The organism is Amphibacillus indicireducens (assembly GCF_039539605.1).
GTDB lineage: Bacteria > Bacillota > Bacilli > Bacillales > Amphibacillaceae > Amphibacillus > Amphibacillus indicireducens.
This window is the reverse complement of the sequence record NZ_BAABDL010000125.1, coordinates 17,163-35,335: the sequence shown is the minus strand read 5'-3', so window position 1 is coordinate 35,335 and position 18,173 is coordinate 17,163. Positions and strand designations below refer to the sequence as shown.

The following is an 18,173-nucleotide window of genomic DNA, read 5'->3' as shown; positions in this document are numbered from 1 at the left end:
ACCAGATGGTAAAATTTAACTCACAGTTTGAGCAAGTAATATGCATTTAAATAAATTTACTCTTCATAGCTATCGTAGCTTTTGCTTCCTTGACAAAATCTTTGTTTAATGGTTAAATTAAGTATAGATACGCAGTTAAGCTGAACGCCTATTTTTTAATTGTCCTAAACAGGATGTGCTAAAATCCAAGCCTTTTTTAAAAAATGTTAGCGCATACATTAAGGAGGTTTATTCATGAATCGAATCGTCATAGTCGATGATGAACAATTTGTTAGAAAAGGGATTATTGCATTGGTCGATTGGGAGAAGATCAATTATCATGTTGTTGGAGAGGCAAGCAACGGTGAGGATGCACTAGAATTGATCTTGAATGAAAAACCCGATGTTGTTTTAACGGATATTCGTATGCCAGTTTTCGATGGACTTAAATTAATAAAGAAGGTTAAAGAGTTAGCGATTAAAGTACCCAAATTTATTATTATTAGTGGCTACAATGATTTTGAGTATGCTCAGCGGGCAGTTAGACTAAGTGTGACAGATTTTATTTTAAAACCAATTGATAAAGACGAACTTGAAGAAACGTTTATGAATTTAGCGCCAATTATCGAGCGAGAGTATCTTGAAGAACGTGCGAATCAACGATTTGTTAATTTCAGTCTTTACCAACGAATTATTGCTGAAGGAAACGAACCAACAACGCAGGAATTAGCAGTCTTAACAGGGGATATAGATAAACGGAATTGTTATTTAATTATAGATATTCGTGAAAATCCATTAAGTGATAAAGCAGATGAACAAATAAGTCGAGCGATCTCTGACTTCATTGGGGATCCATATGTGTTTCTTCACCCATTTGAGCATGATCACTTTGGTGTTATTTTGCAAGAAAAACACTTACCTCAAAATATTAATGAAGTGACATGGTTCTTATCGCGGCTGAAATCGCATTTAGAAAAAGAGCTAGGGAATCAGGTTTTTCTTTTTGCGGGTGAGGTAGAGGCAGGATTAAGTGGGCTACTGAAATCTTACCAAACAGCATTAGTAACGAGCGAACGTCGTTATATTCAATTGGACGACCACCCACTCATGTATAATGATACGATCGCTAAGAATCATGAAGAAAACAAACCATTAGACGATCAGCTCATCACAGAATTGATCGAGAAAATTGAAGAGAATAAACCAAAAGAAATTAGGAAGCAAGTTGATAAATGGGTGGATGAAGTTCTAAAGAGTGGAACATCAGTTGACTCTGTAAAAATGTTCTTATTTCAACTAGAGAAGAAACTAGAGTCTACGATTCATCAGTTATCTGGCGATGAAGACGCAGAAAATGAATTGGAATCACTTGTTGCAATTTTTGAACAGAGGAAGACATTGGGGGAATTAAAACAAGATTTGGAGGTCTATGTGTTGAAAGCGGGCGAAGTAATCTGTAAGTTAAGTAAAGAGAGATATAACGGTGACATTTATAAAGTGAAGCGTTATATTAATAAGCATTATCATGAGAACTTAACATTGAAAAAAATTGCCGGTAAATTTTTTATGAATCCTGTTTATTTAGGTCAATTATTTAAAAAGACCTATGGTATTTACTTCAAGGATTACTTGTTAGAAATTCGGATTGAAAAAGCAAAACAAATCTTACGCCAAACAGATATGAGAATTTATGAAGTTGCAGAACAAGTTGGTTTTGGAAGTCCTGATTACTTTGTGACACAATTTGAAAAGATGGAAGGTAGCACACCATCCAAATATCGCCAACGAATCATAAACTAACAAACTAAAAAGCACCTAACACTCGAATGAGGATTAGGTGCTTTTATTAATTCGTTAATTAATTTCTTGGCTCATAGGTGAAGGAGTCGAAATCGGCATGTAATCTTTCGCCAGATGTATCTTGAACACACATACCAACGAATGCACCAGTGAAGAACCCACCACCTCGAATATAATCATCAGATAGCTTGTAAGACTTAAAGACAGGACCAATCGCTTCCCACTTCTCACCATCTACGCTATATGAATACTGATAATCGTTATAGTCTACCTCAACACGTAAGTAAACAGGACTGTCATCTTGAGGAAGGACAACTTCTGAACCTTTAATCGGTTGTGAGAAATCAAGGTTATCTAGAGTCATGATATCTAGAATGCGCCCTTTCTCTTCGTGATGAGTAATATTTAGATATGTCCAGTTATCAGTGTTGTAATAATTAACGAGTCCAGCTGCTTGCTGATACGTTTCAGGCTTAAATTCAACCTTTGTTTCAGCAGTAAACTGAAAATGCTGCCAACGACGAGCAACATGTGCTTGTGTGAACAGTGATGTTAATGATTCACGACCGTAAATACGTAAATGCCCTGGTCGATCCTTCAATGAAACAATCTCTTCACCAAGTGGAATACGTAGTGATTGGAAGTCTAATGGTAAAGCATCACCATCAAAGTCTTCCTTCACTGGTACTGGTTCAAATGGTTGTTCTTTAATATTTGGTCCATTAATTTCATCTTTAGGATAGTTTCCATCAACAATGTATGGCCAACCATCTTTCCACTCAACTTCTTGAATCGCTGTTTCACGTCCAAGTGGGCAATAACCACGTGGATCAAGTAAAGGATCAACTTCTTTAGGAAGTACGCGTCCTGTTAAGTGAACAAAGAACCACTCATCTGTATGCGTATGAATAAATGATCCATGACCTGCTTTTTGCAACGTAATTCTAGGATGTGCAAATGATGAGATCAATGGGTTTTCCGGATGAACTTCATAAGGACCGTCGATATTTTTAGAGCGAGCAATCGTTGCTTGGTGGTCGTACTTTGTTCCACCTTCAGCTGTTAATAAGTAGTAATAGCCATCAATATAATATTGGTGTGGCGCTTCTACTAACTTAATATCTGTACCTGCAAAAATATTTTTCTTCTCACCAACTAATTTCTTTTGGTCATGATCATACTCTTGCATAATGATGCCATCGAAGTTATGGTGGCCTTCACGGTGATCCCAATACATGTTTGTCAAATACTTTTTCCCCGTGTTTGGATCGTGGAATAGTGATGGATCAAATCCTGAGCTATTCAATCGGATTGGCTCTGACCACTCACCATCAATTGTCTCACAAGTTGTTAAGTAGTTTGTAACGTCTTTCCATCTGCCATCTGTTACTTTAACGTCAGAATAGATCAACCAGAATTGACCATCATAATATGAAAGCTGTGGTGCCCAGACACCGCCTGAGTTAGGGTTTCCTTTCATATCTAGTAATGACGTACGATTTAGTGGTCGGGAAACAAGTTTCCAATTTTTTAGATCTTTTGAGTGGTGAATGCTTACACCCGGGAACCACTCAAATGTGGATGTTGCAATATAATAGTCTTCCCCTGCCCGGCAAATACTTGGGTCTGGGTTAAAGCCAGTTAAAATAGGGTTTTGTATTTTCAATTAAATAACCTCCATTATTTCCAGATTTTAAATTTCCCAGCTAAAGAAATTAAGCTGAAGAAGTATAGACAGTTGTCATAATAGCGTCTTTCACCAGTACGCAGTGGTGTTTCCCAAAACTTTTTAACATAATGGTCACTTAATTCACCTTCTGTTGCTAAGGAAGCCATCGCAAGAGATGCTAGTAAGCCAATTGGGTGTAAAGACTTCTCCTCAAATGGTTCACCGTCAATTTTATAACGGCGATAGTCTTCAACCTCAATATTTTGGAAAAACTTTTGGACTTTTTCGTTTACTTCAACAGGTGTGTTTGAATCGGCAAACCACTCATTATCCAAGCCAACATTCATGATGACACGGTATGAATCACTAAAGAAATCGCCAAAACCCCGGATATGGTTCGGTGAGCCGTCATAGAACGCATACTCAGGTGAAAGTCCTGTTTCATCGTGTGCAGCTAAACGGATATAGTCTCGGCTAGCTTCGGCAGCTTCCTTCCAGAATGGTCGATCTTCCTCTGCAGCCATTTCTGCAAATAGTTCATAGAAATGAGGCAAGTGATAGGATGGATCAGAAAAATCAACTTCAGGAATGAATTTAATTAATTTATTTTCTGGGTCCCACATTGGGTGCCCATCGTTATTTTCTCCTTTGTGAAGGCAATCAATTAATAATGATGTTGCTTGTTCTGAATAATTAAATGGTGCCTCACGATCGCCCCAACGTTTTGAAGCAAAGTAGAGAGCCATAGCAAAGTATTCTTCACCGTCTGGTGCAGGTCCATGGGCATTTTTTGTTCCATCAAGCTGACATGACCAAGCGAAGTAACCTGCATGAAGTCCTTCTTCCATGTACATATATTTTTTTGACCATTTCCAGATTCGATCAAAGATATCTTGGCGATCCATTTGGACAGCCATCATCATTCCATATGATTGACCTTCTGTTCTAACATCATTGTTACCTGTATCGACCATGTATCCCATATCATCATCTGTTTCGAAATAAATTTGCGTTTCTGGGTATTGATCAGTAAAAAGTCGCTCCCAAGTATCCTGAACTTTAGCATCAACGTCTTTTTCATCAATGCCTAGTTCGCTAAATAGGTTTCGATATTCATTTGTATAATAAGCTCCTTTTCTCATTTAATTACCTCCATAATTTTTATAGTTGTATTGAACAGTAGGTGCTACATTTGCTTGATTCGAGCAATATTTTAGTGATGAAAACTTTTTAAAAAACTTCATCAAAATAATCATACAAAAGAAAGCGCTTAAAATCTAGCGTGAAACTTAAAGAGATAGCTAGAAAAACTATAGAATTATCCGTAACTTATTAATAATCTGACTTAAATTGCTGGAATTTTTAAGAGAGTTTATTTTTTGAAGAAAACTCTTTAATTACTATTGAGTGAAAGCGCTTAATGGAATGTTATATTATATTTATGGTAGAATAGAGAGGAAAATAAAGATGATTAATTAGCCAATAGAAGTGGCTTTGTAATTTAATCATTAAGTATATTTTGTTGCTTATAATTGGTTAGTTGCAAAGTTATTGATAATTTTAAATCAGGAGTTGTTTATTTTGAGAAAGTTTATCGTAGTCATTATGGTAAGCCTAACCTTAGTAGGTTGTAATTATAGTGGTGAGGGAAAACACGACCCAGAGACACTGCAAGTTTTATTTTTAACTAGTATTCCTTTAGAGTACAGTGAGACGGTCGAGGATTATATTCGTGATATTTTAGTTGATGAAATTGATGATGGTTTAAACTTAGAAGTAACGCTAGCGATGCCCAATTTTGATCGATTAACGATCGAAGTGATGAATCGTGAGGCAGATATGTTTATTATCGATGGATGGCTGATCCCGCCACTGTTAGATCCATTGGGATTAACTGTGCTTGATCAATTTTATGAGCAAATAGATCCTGAAGTCAGAGCAACATATATGACTGAAAATGAAGCAGGAACGGATGAACACCTCTATTTAGTTCCATTAAACGAAGGATCCGCTTTTCATGAATACACTGGTTTTATTGTTGAAAGTGGTTTAGCGGCAGGTATCGTTTCATCAAGTCCGCATCAGGATGCAGCATTTAAATTAATTGAAGAATGGTTATAGGAGTGTGAGTTATATTGGGGAATGATAACAACTATGGGCTTATTTCAACACGATTTTACCGAATGGCTGAATGGATTTGGCGCTTTGCTTACGTCAATTTACTTTGGCTAGGATTTAGCTTGCTAGGATTAGGGTTTCTAGGGATTTTCCCAGCGACAGTTGCTGTATATGCTGTTGTACGTAAGTGGTTAACTGGTCAAACAGAAGTTTCAATCATTAAGTTATTTTGGTCAACATTTAAAGCAGATTTCTTACGTGCAAATATTCTAGGGTATATCCTGAGTGCGGTTGGGTTTGTGATTTGGTATAACTATCAATACTTGCTTACAGCGACAGGTTTTGAACATACGATCATTTTAATTTTTTGGTTAATTGCGGTCGTATTATTTGTCCTGTTAGTTGTCTTTTTATTTCCAGTTTATGTGCACTTTAAAATGCCATTGTTTCACTATTTTAAGGCTGCTATTACAATTGCATTGGCAAGCCCATTAGCTTTAGTTTCAGTAGGAATCGGCTTATGGATTGCATTTCAGCTCTTCTCATTTATTCCAGGATTAATCCCGTTTTATTCGGTCAGTCTAACTGGCTGGTTAATCATGTGGGCAACCTTACAAGCGCTACAGCGGATTGAACGCAAAAAAGAGCGAATTGAAAATAACGAAGATTCTATAAAATATAGATGGGAAAAGGTAAAAGAGAAATTTAGTTCGTCTAATGATTAATTATGTCATAGCAAAAGGAGGATGCTGGAATTGAAGGTAATTATACAGTCATTTAATAACTTAAAAATGCGCAATAAATTTTTAATTGTCTATTTATTGTCTGTCCTACTGCCTATTATTGTGACGAATTCTGCCTTTTATATTATGACGAACAATCGCTTTGTTGAGCAGAAGAAAACAGATATTGAACTTGTGTTAAACCAAACAAAGCAGGATTTTGCCAATCTAACTGATCAAGCAATAGGCCTTGCGACTACATTATACTTAGATGTGAGGCTGTATAGTTTTTTCGATCGTGACTATCCCTCACCAATTGAATACATTGAAAGCTACAACCAAGTGATTAGACAATATAATATGTCAGCCCCACTCTATAATGCGGTACGAAATGTAACCTTTTTTACAGATAACCCAACTGTTTTAGGAGGAGGTGGAGTCGAAAATCTGACGGAACCAGAATTTGATCATCTAGGTGAAACGGGACATCCACATGCGTATATTGATATGAATCATGATCTCGATGACGATATAAGCTTGTCAGTTTATTCCGCGCTTGATTATTTTTATTTATATAATACATATGATAATTATATTCGGATTGATATCAATCCACATGCTCTCAGGCAAGTGTTTAACAATGTTACTTTACAAGGAGATCTGTACCTACTTAATCAAGACCGTGCAATCGTTTATTCAAACAATCAGTTACTTAAATATAGAGAAGGTGAGACCTTCTTTAGTGAAGCGGATTTTTCCAGGGAATATATTATTTTAGAAACAGTATTACATGATCAACTCTTAGAGGGTTGGAGCATTGTTGCTGTAGTCGACTCAACTGAATTTACGAGTGAATTAATTGAATCAAGTCAATTAATTATTATATTAAGCTTTTTTAATATTATCTTACCTACTTTGGTAATCGTTTATATTTCAAGGACATTTCATGTACGTTTAGATAGTATCTTAGGTCATATGAAAAATATTGAAAAACATAACTTTGAAGAATATCCACACGCTAAATCTGAAGATGAAATTGGTCAGCTAGCACGTCAAATTAATCGAATGACTCGACAGATTAACAAACTCTTTAATGAAGTGTTTCGAACAAACATTGAAAAAAAGGATCTCGAAATCAAGAGTAAACAAGCACAGCTTAGCGCGCTACAAAGCCAAATTAACCCTCATTTCCTATTTAATGCGCTAGAAACAATCAGGATGCGCAGTTTGATGAAAGATGAAATAGAAACAGCGAAGATCATTCAAAATATGGCGGGAATCTTTAGAAATTCCCTAACATGGGGGAGAGATTGGGTATCAATTGAAGAAGAAGTAAGCTTGATTAAATCGTTTTTAGAAATTCAAGCTTATCGTTTTGGAGATAAACTGAATTACAGTGTTGAAGTCGACCCAGATGTAAAAGATATTAAAATTCCAAATCTCGCTTTCTTGCCTTTTGTAGAAAATGCGAGTATTCACGGCATTGAGCCACTTAAGGAGCAAGGATCAATTCATATTTCAATCTATCGAGATGATGACCAGCTAATTTTCTTAATCACAGATAATGGAGTTGGTATCTCACCAGAGCGATTAGCAATCATCGAAAGACAACTAGAGAATGAACAAGATATGGGAGAGAGTGTTGGTATTCAAAATGTTTATTATCGATTAAAACTCTATTATAAAGATTCATTTGATTTTAAAATATCTACTGAGATCAATCAAGGAACAACGGTTAAAATTCGTTTGCCGATCGAATTTTATCGCATTTAGTCATTCGGCTTGAATTAGAGCTATGCTCAAGTCTAAACTTAACGACTTGGATAGCTCTTTTTTAGTTTAAAGGAATCAGTCCTTAAGCACTATCATCTATCCTTCTATTAGGATTAATGAGATTTAAGAAAACAGCTCTACAGATTGATATAATAGCGTTTGAAGCTATTCTCAAGTTTAACGCCTATATTTTTTAGGGTTAGCCCTTTAGTTTGTACTGGTGATATTTTTTGTTGAAAGCGCTATAATGAAAGTGCTTTCATAAGTGAGAGCAAAAAACTTTTATTATGAGAAAGGGGTAGTAAAGTGTTTAAAAAGAAATCATTATTGCTGTTATTGCTAGCCGCTCTTCTGGTCTTCTTTGTTGCGTGCGGTGGAGACGACAGCGAAGAGCCAGCAAGTACTGATGACAACGGTACAGAAGATGTAACCGATGATCAAACAGATGACACTGAAGATGATGGCGATGCAGAAGGCGTCAGTTACACAACAGAACCAGCAATGGAGTATACTTACTTTGTTGGGGCAAATGGAACTGAGATCAACACGCTTGATACTGAACTAGGCCAAAAATTCCATGAGGAAACAGGCGTTAGTTTCCAAGTCGAATTCCTAGTTGGAGACTTAATGGAACGATTAGGTACAATGGTAGCAGGTGGAACATATCCTGACCTTGTTACTCCAGACCATGGAATTGAAATGTTACTAGATGCTGGTGCGTTCATTCCATTAAACGATTTACTTGATGAGCATGGCCCGAACCTTCTAGAAGTATATGGCGAGAATCTTGAGCGATTTAGAATGACTGACGGTAATATCTACTATCTTCCGTTTGGTATTACAGTAGGCGAGCATGTGCCTGATCCAAACATTAACCAAGGTGCATTTTGGATTCAAAGAGATATCTTAATTCAAAATGATTTCCCTGAGCTTCATGGAATCGAAGAATACTTCGAACTGATCACAGCTTATGCTGATGAGAATCCAGAAATTGATGGAATGACTACAATTCCATTTACAGGATTAACTTATGACACAAACTGGTTCGCTTTCTCGAACATTCCAAACCACTTAGCTGGTTTCCCGAATGACGGTGGCGTTCAAATTGATATGGAAACATATGAAGCTGACGTTTATGGTGACTCAGATGCTGCTTATGCATGGTTGAAGAAATTAAACGAATTAAATGCTGGAGGTTACGTAGATAGAGAAATGTTCGTAAGTAATATGGACGATTTCTTAGCTAAAGTATCTTCAGGACGTGTTCTTGGTTTCTTCGCTTACGGATGGCAATTTGGAGAAGCGCGTAACGCATTAAGAGACGCAGGTAATCCAGAACGTGAATATGTACCATTACCAATTGTTTTAGATGAAACTGTTGAAAAGGATCAGTACTTAGATCCACCAGCATTTGTTCAAAACCGTGGTGTAGGTATTTCTCACAATGCTGAAAACCCAGAAAGAATTATTCAATTCTTAGATAACTTAGTTAGAGAAGAAAATCAAAAGCTAGTTAAATGGGGAGAAGAAGGCAGACACCATGAAGTTGCTGAAGACGGTACACTTTACCGAACAGAAGAGCAAGTCGAACTTTTGAAAGATCAAGACGAGCGCTTAAACTTCGGTATGACAACATTTGAGTGGAACTGGCCAGTAGTTTCTGGTACGATGTCTGACGGTAACCCTTATAACCCGAGCGGTCAGCCTGAAGTTGCTCAACTTGAGTATACAGAGCATGACATGGAAGTCCTAGATGCGTATGGTGTTGGAACTTACTCTGCATTATTTGCACAGCCGGACGATCGTCCATGGTTCCCTGCTTGGAGTGCTAATATCCAACAAGGTTCACCACCATCGTTATACGAAGAAGGTGCTGAAGAGATTACACAAAGCTACTACCCAAGATTAGTATTAGCTGATCCAGCTGAGTTTGATGCTTTATGGGATGAGTTTGTTGAAGCATATCGCTCAGCTCCTTACCTAGATGAATATCTAGACTTCTTTACAACAACTATCCAACAACGTATGGATGGTAACTGGCAGTTTGATTATTTCGATTAATTTTTAACATAAGGCTATGGCAAGCGTATGCTTGCCATAGGCCTTATTTTAAACAACAAGGAGAAATTCTATATATTTGTAACCAAACGTCTATTTGAAATCATTAATTTGGAAAAATAGACAAGTGTTAATCATAGGATTTTACTCAGAGAATTGCGATAAAAGTATAAAGCATCTATGATTTGCGTATAATAACAAAAAAATAATCGCGGTCGAGCTAATCTAAGTGATAGATGACTTGCTGTTAAATAGCTAGTAGGTTTATTTTTCTAAATTAATGAAAAGCAACAGAGAGAGCATTTTAAGGAGGTCGAAAGTTTTGGCACAACCAGTTAATCCTTTAGGTGAAGTCCGAAAAACTAAAAAAAGCGGTCAACGCCTAACACCGAAGGAGTTTTTTAAAAAGTGTCGAGAACAAAAAGAATTACTATGGTTGACAGTACCATTTTTAATTTGGTTATTTATTTTTAAATATTTACCATTAACGGGCTGGACAATGGCGTTTCAGCGTTTCAGACCAGCACTAGGCATGTTTGAGCAAGAGTGGGTTGGCTTCGATCATTTTCAATTCTTATTCAGAGATGCACGTTTTTTAGAAATTTTACGTAACACGCTGGCAATGAGTTTTATTAACTTAATTTTAGGATTTGTCACGGCGATTGCGCTTGCGATCTTATTGAATGAGATTCGTAACCTTGCTTTCAAACGAGTTGTTCAAACAATTAGCTATATGCCACACTTCTTATCGTGGGTTGTTGTGGCGGGTCTTGTTTCACAAGCGTTATCAGTAGATGATGGAATTATTAACAATCTACTTGTTAGTTTAAATATTATCGATGAACCAATTGTATGGCTGGGGGTCGGCAAGTACTTCTGGGGAATTATTGGTGCATCTGATGTTTGGAAAAACGTTGGTTGGAACTCAATTATTTATTTAGCCGCAATTACAGCCATTGACCAAGAACAATATGAAGCAGCTGACATTGATGGTGCTTCTAGATTACAAAAAATTCGCTATATTACTTTGCCGGGAATCAAACCTGTTTTTATTATATTACTTATAATGAATATCGGTTATGTACTTGAATCTGGTTTTGAAGCACAATACTTATTAATGAACCCATTAAACAGAGAATTTGCAGAGAACTTAGATATATTCGTTTTACGATATGGTATCTCGATGGCAAACTTCTCACTAGCAACAGCTGCTGGTATGTTTAAGACGGTGGTAAGTATTATCTTCTTGTTTACTGCAAATAAAGTTGCTGGAAAACTTGGGGAATCGAGACTATTTTAGAGGGGGGATAACATGGATTTTCTTAGAAAATTAGCTGGAAAAAGACGTGGAATCGATGATTTGGTTTTCGATTCTGTTAATATAATTTTAATGTTGTTGTTAGTTGTGGTCATGCTTTATCCCATGCTAAATACACTAGCCATTTCATTAAATGAAGCAACTGATACAGTCCGGGGTGGCATTGGCATCATACCACGGATGTTCACAACTTATAACTATCAGCACGTTTTCGACAATGCTCAAATTTTACATGCAGCACTTATTTCTGTGTTACGTACTGTAATAGGTACAGCAACAGGTGTGTTTGCTGCAGCCTGTGTCGCTTATGCAATTTCAAGAGAGTATTTTGTTTTACGTCGTTTTACAACGTTAGCATTTGTTTTAACAATGTATATGAACCCAGGATTAATTCCAACGTATTTACTACACCGTAACCTTGGATTAATTGGTTCTTTCTGGATATACATTATTCCATCATTAATTGGTGTGTTTAATGTCATTGTTATCAGATCATTTATGGAGAATGTGCCGAAATCTTTATTTGAATCAGCACAGATGGACGGAGCTGGTGAGTTCACTCAATTCTTTAAAATTGCTTTACCGTTATCCATTCCAGTTATTGCAACGGTATCGCTATTTATTGCAGTTGGACAATGGAACCAATGGTTTGACGTGTTCATTTATAACTCATCCATACCGGAACTGAGTACGTTACAATATGAACTGATGAAAGTGTTGAGTAGTTCGGCTTTCCAATCATCTGGAGATGCGCAAGCCGCAATTCAAGCTGGATCTGCCGGAGTTATTGAAACAGTTACACCACAATCTGTTCGAGCGGCAATGACAATTGTTGTATCAGTACCAATCATCTGTGTGTATCCATTCTTACAGAAATACTTTGTAAAAGGATTAACAATTGGTGGAGTAAAAGGTTAAGTAAATTTAAAATAGCGCCAAAGGCTTATATAGCTTCGGCGCTCTATTTATTCTATCAGTCTTAAGTAAGCTTGATTTAGTAAGATTTATTGTGAAATACCTATAAAAGCTCAGGTTATCTATGTTTTATGAATATGATACGATGGCAGTGGATATCATTTATTTTTTAAGGAGGAATATTAGTGGAGAAATTTAGAGCTTCAGAGAGATTAGTCGATCAACTTTCTGAGGAAAAATTAACGAGCTACCGTGCCTGGTTACAATATGAACAAATTGAGAATCAGGACTATGTGTCAAAAATAAAACCATTCGTCCAGCATGTTGCTGTAGACTTAGCTTGTGACGAAATAATTGATAACGCTTTAATTGAGTGGCAAACAGGACTAAGTTCGATGTTTCAAATCAATGCATCGATTATTAAAGATGGAAGTGTAGATAAAGGGCTAGTTTTAAAACTTGACCAAGATTATCAAGAAGATGCATATGTCCTCCGAGCATCTGATGATCAGCTAATTTTGACGGGTGGATCAAGTCGGGCAATTTTGTATGGTGTTTTCCATATCCTGAGATTAATCCAACGACGGGCACTTTTAGCTGGACTATCAATCAAAGAAACACCAAAAAACAAAATTCGTATGATTAATCATTGGGATGATATGAATGGCTCAGTTGAGCGTGGTTATGCTGGAAAATCATTCTTTTTCGATGATTATCAATTTATTAAAGACAGACAGCGTGTCTATGATTATGCGCGACTATTAAGTTCAGTTGGAATTAATGCTCTTACGATTAATAATGTGAATGTTCACCGGATTGAGACTGAATTAGTAACAGATACGTTTTTATCTGATGTGAAACAGACATCTGATATTTTCAATCAATACGGAATCACGATGTATTTAAGTATTAACTATGCTGCACCTGTTGAACTGGGTGTTTTAACAACAGCAGATCCACTTGACGAAGATGTCATTGCCTTCTGGGGAAAAACTGCTAAACATGTTTATGATGTTGTACCAAACTTAGGTGGTTTTTTAGTTAAGGCGGATTCAGAAAATCGTCCTGGACCGTTTACGTACGGCAGAGATCATGCTCAAGGAGCGAATATGCTCGGTAAGGCTGTAGAGCCATACGGTGGAAAAGTAATTTGGCGTTGTTTCGTTTATAACAATAAACAAGACTGGCGCGATCGTAAGACAGATCGAGCGCGTGCAGCTTATGATCACTTTAAGCCACTTGATGGTGAGTTTAATGACAATGTCATCTTACAGATTAAGAATGGCCCAATGGACTTCCAGGTTAGAGAACCTGTTTCACCGTTAATTGGTGAATTAGAGAATACAAATCAATTTCTAGAGTTTCAAATTGCACAAGAGTATTTAGGACAACAGCGTCATTTAGTTTATTTAATCCCACAATGGAAAGAAGTCTTAGAGTTTGATACGTACGCAAAAGGCGAAAACACGAAAGTAAAAGACATTGTCAGTGGAGAAGTTTTTGATAATAAAATTGCCGGAATTGTTGCTGTTACGAACGTTGGGATTGATTACAATTGGACGGGCCATACAATTGCACAACTGAATTTCTATGGCTATGGTCGCTTAATTTGGAATCCAGATTTAACGTCAGAAGAGATTGCACTTGAGTGGATTAAACAAACATTCGGTCATGATCCAAAAACAATTGAAACAATCATGAAGATGGTAATGCCATCATGGGAGGCATATGAGAACTACACATCACCGTTAGGAATTGGTTGGATGGTTAATGTTAGCCATCACTATGGACCGAATATTGATGGTTATGAGTATGACATGTGGGGAACTTATCACTTTGCTGATCGCAATGGAATTGGTGTTGATCGTACGATCGCAACAGGTACTGGTTACACAGGACAATATCACGCTGAAAATCGTGATCTTTATGAATCAATTGAGACGTGCCCAGACGAGCTATTACTTTTCTTCCACCATGTTCCCTATACACATGTGCTAAAGAGTGGCAAAACGGTGATTCAGCATATTTACGATACACACCATAAAGGTGTTGAACAAGTTGAAGAAATGATTGCCAACTGGGATAGCTTAGCTGATAAAGTAGATGAAAGACGTCATCAAGATGTTAAAGAACGTCTAAGCCACCAATTATGGTCGGCTAAAGAGTGGCGAGATACAATTAACAGCTATTTCTATCGTAAGTCTGGGATTGCAGATGAACAAAATCGAAAAATTTATTAATTAGGAGGCTATAAACATTGAAAATGACTTATAGATGGTATGGAAGAGATGATCACATCCCTCTTTCATACTTTAAACAAGTTCCAGGAGCTACCGGAGTTGTTGGAGGAATTTTCCACATTCCGGCTGGTGAAGATTGGCCTGAAGAAGATGTAAAGAATCTGATAGAGGAAGCAAATAATGCTGGACTTGAACTTGAAGTGATTGAGAGTGTCAATGTTCATGATGATATTAAACTTGGCTTACCATCTCGGGATCGCTACATCGAAAATTATCAATCAACAATGCGCACGTTAAGTAAGTATGGGATTAAAGTCATTTGTTATAATTTCATGCCAATTTTTGATTGGACACGCTCAGACTTAGCGATGCCATTAGAAGATGGATCAAATGCTTTGGCCTATGAGCGCGACAAAGTGGAGGGTATCGATCCAAATGTATTAATCAATCGCATCTTGGAAGGTTCAAAGGGACATGCCATGCCCGGCTGGGAACCAGAAAGATTAGCTGGCATTAAGAAGTTGTTTGAACAATATGATGGCATGACTGAAGAAAAGCTATTTGATAACCTTGTTTACTTTTTAGAGCAAATTATTCCCGTTGCAAAAGAATGTGACATCAAAATGGCAATTCACCCGGATGATCCACCTTGGAGTGTGTTTGGATTACCGAGGATTGTTAAGAATGAAGCTGATTTAGATCGGATTATTAAAGCTGTTGATGAGCCTGAAAATGGTTTAACACTTTGCTCTGGATCATTAGGGGCAAACCTAGAGAACGATTTAGTTGCGATTTTTGATAAATATACGGCGATGGATCGAGCACCGTTTCTCCATATCCGAAATGTTAAACATAATGAAAAAGGTGATTTCCATGAGGTTGCTCATAAAGATGAGACGGGATCAGTTGATGTGAAGGGAATTATTAAAGTTATTCACAAAAATAACTTCAAAGGATACTGGCGTCCAGACCACGGTCGGATGATTTGGGGAGAAGAAGGCCGCCCGGGTTACGGTTTATATGATCGAGCATTAGGAGCGAGTTACATTCAAGGGATTTGGGACATCTTAGAGGAGGAAAAATAATGATGAAACCGACACATCATAATTTAAAAGATAAAGTCGCTGTAGTTACTGGTGGCGGTGGTGTTCTGTGCTGCTCAATGGCTAAGGAATTAGCGAAACACGGAATGAAAATTGCCATTTTAAACTATCCAAAAGAATTTGGCGACATCACGGCTGAAGCAATCAATCATGATGGCGGTGAGGCGATCTCGGTATTTTGTGACGTGACAAAACACGATGTTGTAGAAGAAGCAATGAATGAAGTTGTTAAAGCATTTGGTCGTGTCGATCTATTGATTAATGGTGCAGGAGGGAATCACCCTGGTGGTTCTACAACGAATGAATATTATGATGAAGCTGACGTTGCTAATGAAGAAATTCGGAGCTTCTTTGATTTAACATTAGATGGATTTAATCATGTTTTTAATCTTAACCTAATGGGGACGTTAATTCCTTCTCAAGTCTTTACGAAAGAATTGCTTAAAACAAAAGGATCAATTATTAATATGTCGTCGATGAGTGCACCATCACCAATGACAAAAGTACCTGCCTACAGTGCAGCAAAAGCTGGAATTGAGAACTTTACACAATGGATGGCTGTTCATTTTGGTGAAACAGGTATTCGAGTGAATGCGATTGCACCAGGCTTTTTCTTAACTGAACAAAATCGTCAATTACTAACGAATGAAGATGGTTCTTATACGCCGCGTACGACAAAAATTTTATCACAAACACCAATGAATCGTCTCGGTAAGCCAGAGGATCTCCATGGTGTTCTCCTGTGGTTAGCAGATGATGAGTATAGTGGTTTTGTAACGGGAATCAGTGTTCCAATTGATGGAGGCTTCATGGCCTATTCGGGTGTGTAGGAAGGAGTTTTGATGAAAAATGTTAGCAACGTTAAAACGAGATAAATTAGTCGCTATATTTAGGAAAGTTCCTAATGAAGCGGCGATAGAAACTGCAGAAGCGGTTGTTCGTGGTGGAATTAATTTTATTGAAATCACAATGGATGCGCCGGAAGCAGATCAACAAATTAAAGCTGTAATCAATCATTTTCAAGGACAAGAGGTTTTTGTCGGCGCAGGTACTGTTCTTAATGTTGAAATGGCTGAGAAAGCAGTTAAAGCAGGTTCGCAATTTCTTGTTTCGCCGAACTTAGATGAAAAGGTCGTTAATTACTGTAAGGCTAATGATATTCCTATGTTCCCAGGAGTTTTAACACCGACAGAGGCAGAACAAGCGAATCAACTAGGCTGTACATTTGTGAAAATTTTCCCAGCGGGTTCAATGGGAGCATCGTATATTAAAAATCTAAAAGGTCCATTAAGTCATATCGATTTTATGGCAACTGGTGGCGTCAATTTAGATAATATTCGTTCGTTTATTGATAACGGTGCTGCAGCCATCGGTTTAGGGAGTCAGCTCGTCAACTTAACTAAAATAAGTGAAGGTGATTTTGACTCAATTGAAGCTGTTGCTAAGCAGTATACGGATTTAGCAAAGGGTGCTTATGATGGTTGATGTAGTTACTCTCGGTGAAACAATGGTTTTATTCCAGCCAAGTTCACAAGGGAAAATTACCGATTCTCAATATTTTTTAAAAACAATTGGTGGAGCAGAGTCGAATGTCGCGCTAGCTTTAGCGCGACTAAACCACTCTGTTCGGTGGATTAGTAAATTAGGCAAAGACCCATTTGGTCAACTCATTTTGAAGACTCTACAAGCAGAAGGTGTAGCTACTGATTACGTGATGACAGATGCAGATCATCCAACGGCAGTTTTTTTCAAGGAAGCGAGACCGTTACGTGATCCAGCTGTTTATTATTATCGTAAACATTCAGCAGCTAGCCAGTTGAAACCAACTGACTTTAATGATGATTGGCTAGCGGAAGCCAGACATTTACATGTGACGGGGATTACCCCGGCGCTAAGTCATGATGCGTTCTTGTTAGTTGAAAAAACGATGCAACGAGCACGTGAACTCGGGCTAACTGTTTCTTTTGATCCGAATATTCGCTTCAAGCTCTGGTCTAAACAAGAAGCAAAAGAAAAGCTATTAAAATTGTTGCCTTATAGCACAATCTTTTTACCGGGTGAGGATGAGCTCAGATTCTTATTTTCAGAAGTTGAGTCGATCGATCAAATCATTGATCAAATCCATTCACAAGGTGTAGACTTAGTTGTGATTAAAAAAGGCACCGAGGGCTCGAAAGCTTCATTGAAAGGCAAGATAATTGAAAAACCTGCTTTTAAAGTTGACCATGTCGTTGACTCTGTTGGTGCAGGTGATGCCTATAGTGCCGGACTTTTACATGAATTACTTAAAGCAGATCTGCACTCAATTAACCTTGAGCAACTGGAATCGGCGCTAGTGACAGCAAACACGATGGGTGCATATGCGACTCAATTTCAAGGGGATTGGGAAGGAGCCCCAACCGAAGAAGAATTAAATGATCTATTAGGCAAAGAAGTGCTAATCGATCGTTAGAGTAATTTGAATAATACGAGAAAAAG

14 protein-coding genes are annotated in these 18,173 nt (G+C 37.4%); 12 read left to right on the top strand and 2 right to left on the bottom strand.

Going from position 1 to position 18,173, the window contains the following annotated elements; all coding sequences use genetic code 11:
- Window positions 1–234: 234 nt before the first annotated feature.
- Window positions 235–1,779, top strand: coding sequence for a response regulator transcription factor (locus ABD814_RS11695; RefSeq protein WP_344913357.1), 1,545 nt, complete (start codon window positions 235–237; stop codon window positions 1,777–1,779).
- A gap of 58 nt (window positions 1,780–1,837) precedes the next feature.
- Here ABD814_RS11695 and ABD814_RS11690 read toward each other — a convergent pair whose 3' ends face one another.
- Together ABD814_RS11690 and ABD814_RS11685 are read right to left on the bottom strand one after the other, a co-directional pair.
- Window positions 1,838–3,445, bottom strand: a complete 1,608-nt coding sequence (locus ABD814_RS11690) for a glycoside hydrolase family 43 protein (RefSeq protein WP_344913355.1) — start codon at window positions 3,443–3,445, stop codon at window positions 1,838–1,840.
- A 14-nt stretch (window positions 3,446–3,459) separates the two neighbouring features.
- Entirely contained in the window at window positions 3,460–4,590 is a 1,131-nt protein-coding gene (locus tag ABD814_RS11685; protein ID WP_344913353.1) for a family 8 glycosyl hydrolase, read from the bottom strand.
- Window positions 4,591–5,029: 439 nt separating this feature from the next.
- Here ABD814_RS11685 and ABD814_RS11680 point away from each other — a divergent pair, with 439 nt between their 5' ends.
- The 11 genes from ABD814_RS11680 to ABD814_RS11630 all read left to right on the top strand — a co-directional run bounded on the left by ABD814_RS11680 (window position 5,030) and on the right by ABD814_RS11630 (window position 18,147).
- Window positions 5,030–5,569 carry a hypothetical protein gene (locus tag ABD814_RS11680; RefSeq protein WP_344913351.1) on the top strand — a complete coding sequence of 180 codons (540 nt, stop codon included), beginning with the start codon at window positions 5,030–5,032 and terminating at the stop codon, window positions 5,567–5,569.
- A 14-nt stretch (window positions 5,570–5,583) separates the two neighbouring features.
- Complete coding sequence (locus ABD814_RS11675; RefSeq protein WP_344913349.1) at window positions 5,584–6,291, top strand: YesL family protein; 708 nt, start codon at window positions 5,584–5,586, stop codon at window positions 6,289–6,291.
- 30 nt (window positions 6,292–6,321) lie between these two features.
- Window positions 6,322–8,061, top strand: a complete 1,740-nt coding sequence (locus ABD814_RS11670; RefSeq protein WP_344913347.1) for a sensor histidine kinase — start codon at window positions 6,322–6,324, stop codon at window positions 8,059–8,061.
- Between the two features lie 306 nt (window positions 8,062–8,367).
- The gene (locus ABD814_RS11665) at window positions 8,368–10,122 is read left to right on the top strand and encodes an extracellular solute-binding protein (protein WP_344913345.1); all 1,755 of its coding nucleotides are present in this window, start codon (window positions 8,368–8,370) and stop codon (window positions 10,120–10,122) included.
- Between the two features lie 319 nt (window positions 10,123–10,441).
- Window positions 10,442–11,419: an ABC transporter permease gene (locus ABD814_RS11660; protein ID WP_425549083.1), complete on the top strand. Its 978-nt coding sequence runs from the start codon at window positions 10,442–10,444 to the stop codon at window positions 11,417–11,419.
- Window positions 11,420–11,431: 12 nt separating this feature from the next.
- A complete protein-coding gene (locus tag ABD814_RS11655; protein ID WP_344913343.1) occupies window positions 11,432–12,355 on the top strand; it encodes a carbohydrate ABC transporter permease in 924 nt (307 codons plus the stop codon).
- Between the two features lie 182 nt (window positions 12,356–12,537).
- Window positions 12,538–14,592: an alpha-glucuronidase family glycosyl hydrolase gene (locus ABD814_RS11650; protein WP_344913341.1), complete on the top strand. Its 2,055-nt coding sequence runs from the start codon at window positions 12,538–12,540 to the stop codon at window positions 14,590–14,592.
- Window positions 14,593–14,609: 17 nt separating this feature from the next.
- A complete protein-coding gene (gene uxuA / locus ABD814_RS11645; RefSeq protein ID WP_344913339.1) occupies window positions 14,610–15,677 on the top strand; it encodes a mannonate dehydratase in 1,068 nt (355 codons plus the stop codon).
- A 2-nt stretch (window positions 15,678–15,679) separates the two neighbouring features.
- Window positions 15,680–16,525, top strand: a complete 846-nt coding sequence (locus ABD814_RS11640; protein WP_344913359.1) for an SDR family oxidoreductase — start codon at window positions 15,680–15,682, stop codon at window positions 16,523–16,525.
- 19 nt (window positions 16,526–16,544) lie between these two features.
- Entirely contained in the window at window positions 16,545–17,180 is a 636-nt protein-coding gene (locus ABD814_RS11635; protein WP_344913337.1) for a bifunctional 4-hydroxy-2-oxoglutarate aldolase/2-dehydro-3-deoxy-phosphogluconate aldolase, read from the top strand.
- Window positions 17,173–18,147, top strand: a complete 975-nt coding sequence (locus tag ABD814_RS11630; protein WP_344913335.1) for a sugar kinase — start codon at window positions 17,173–17,175, stop codon at window positions 18,145–18,147. Before ABD814_RS11635 ends, ABD814_RS11630 begins: the two co-directional genes overlap by 8 nt.
- Window positions 18,148–18,173: the final 26 nt, after the last annotated feature.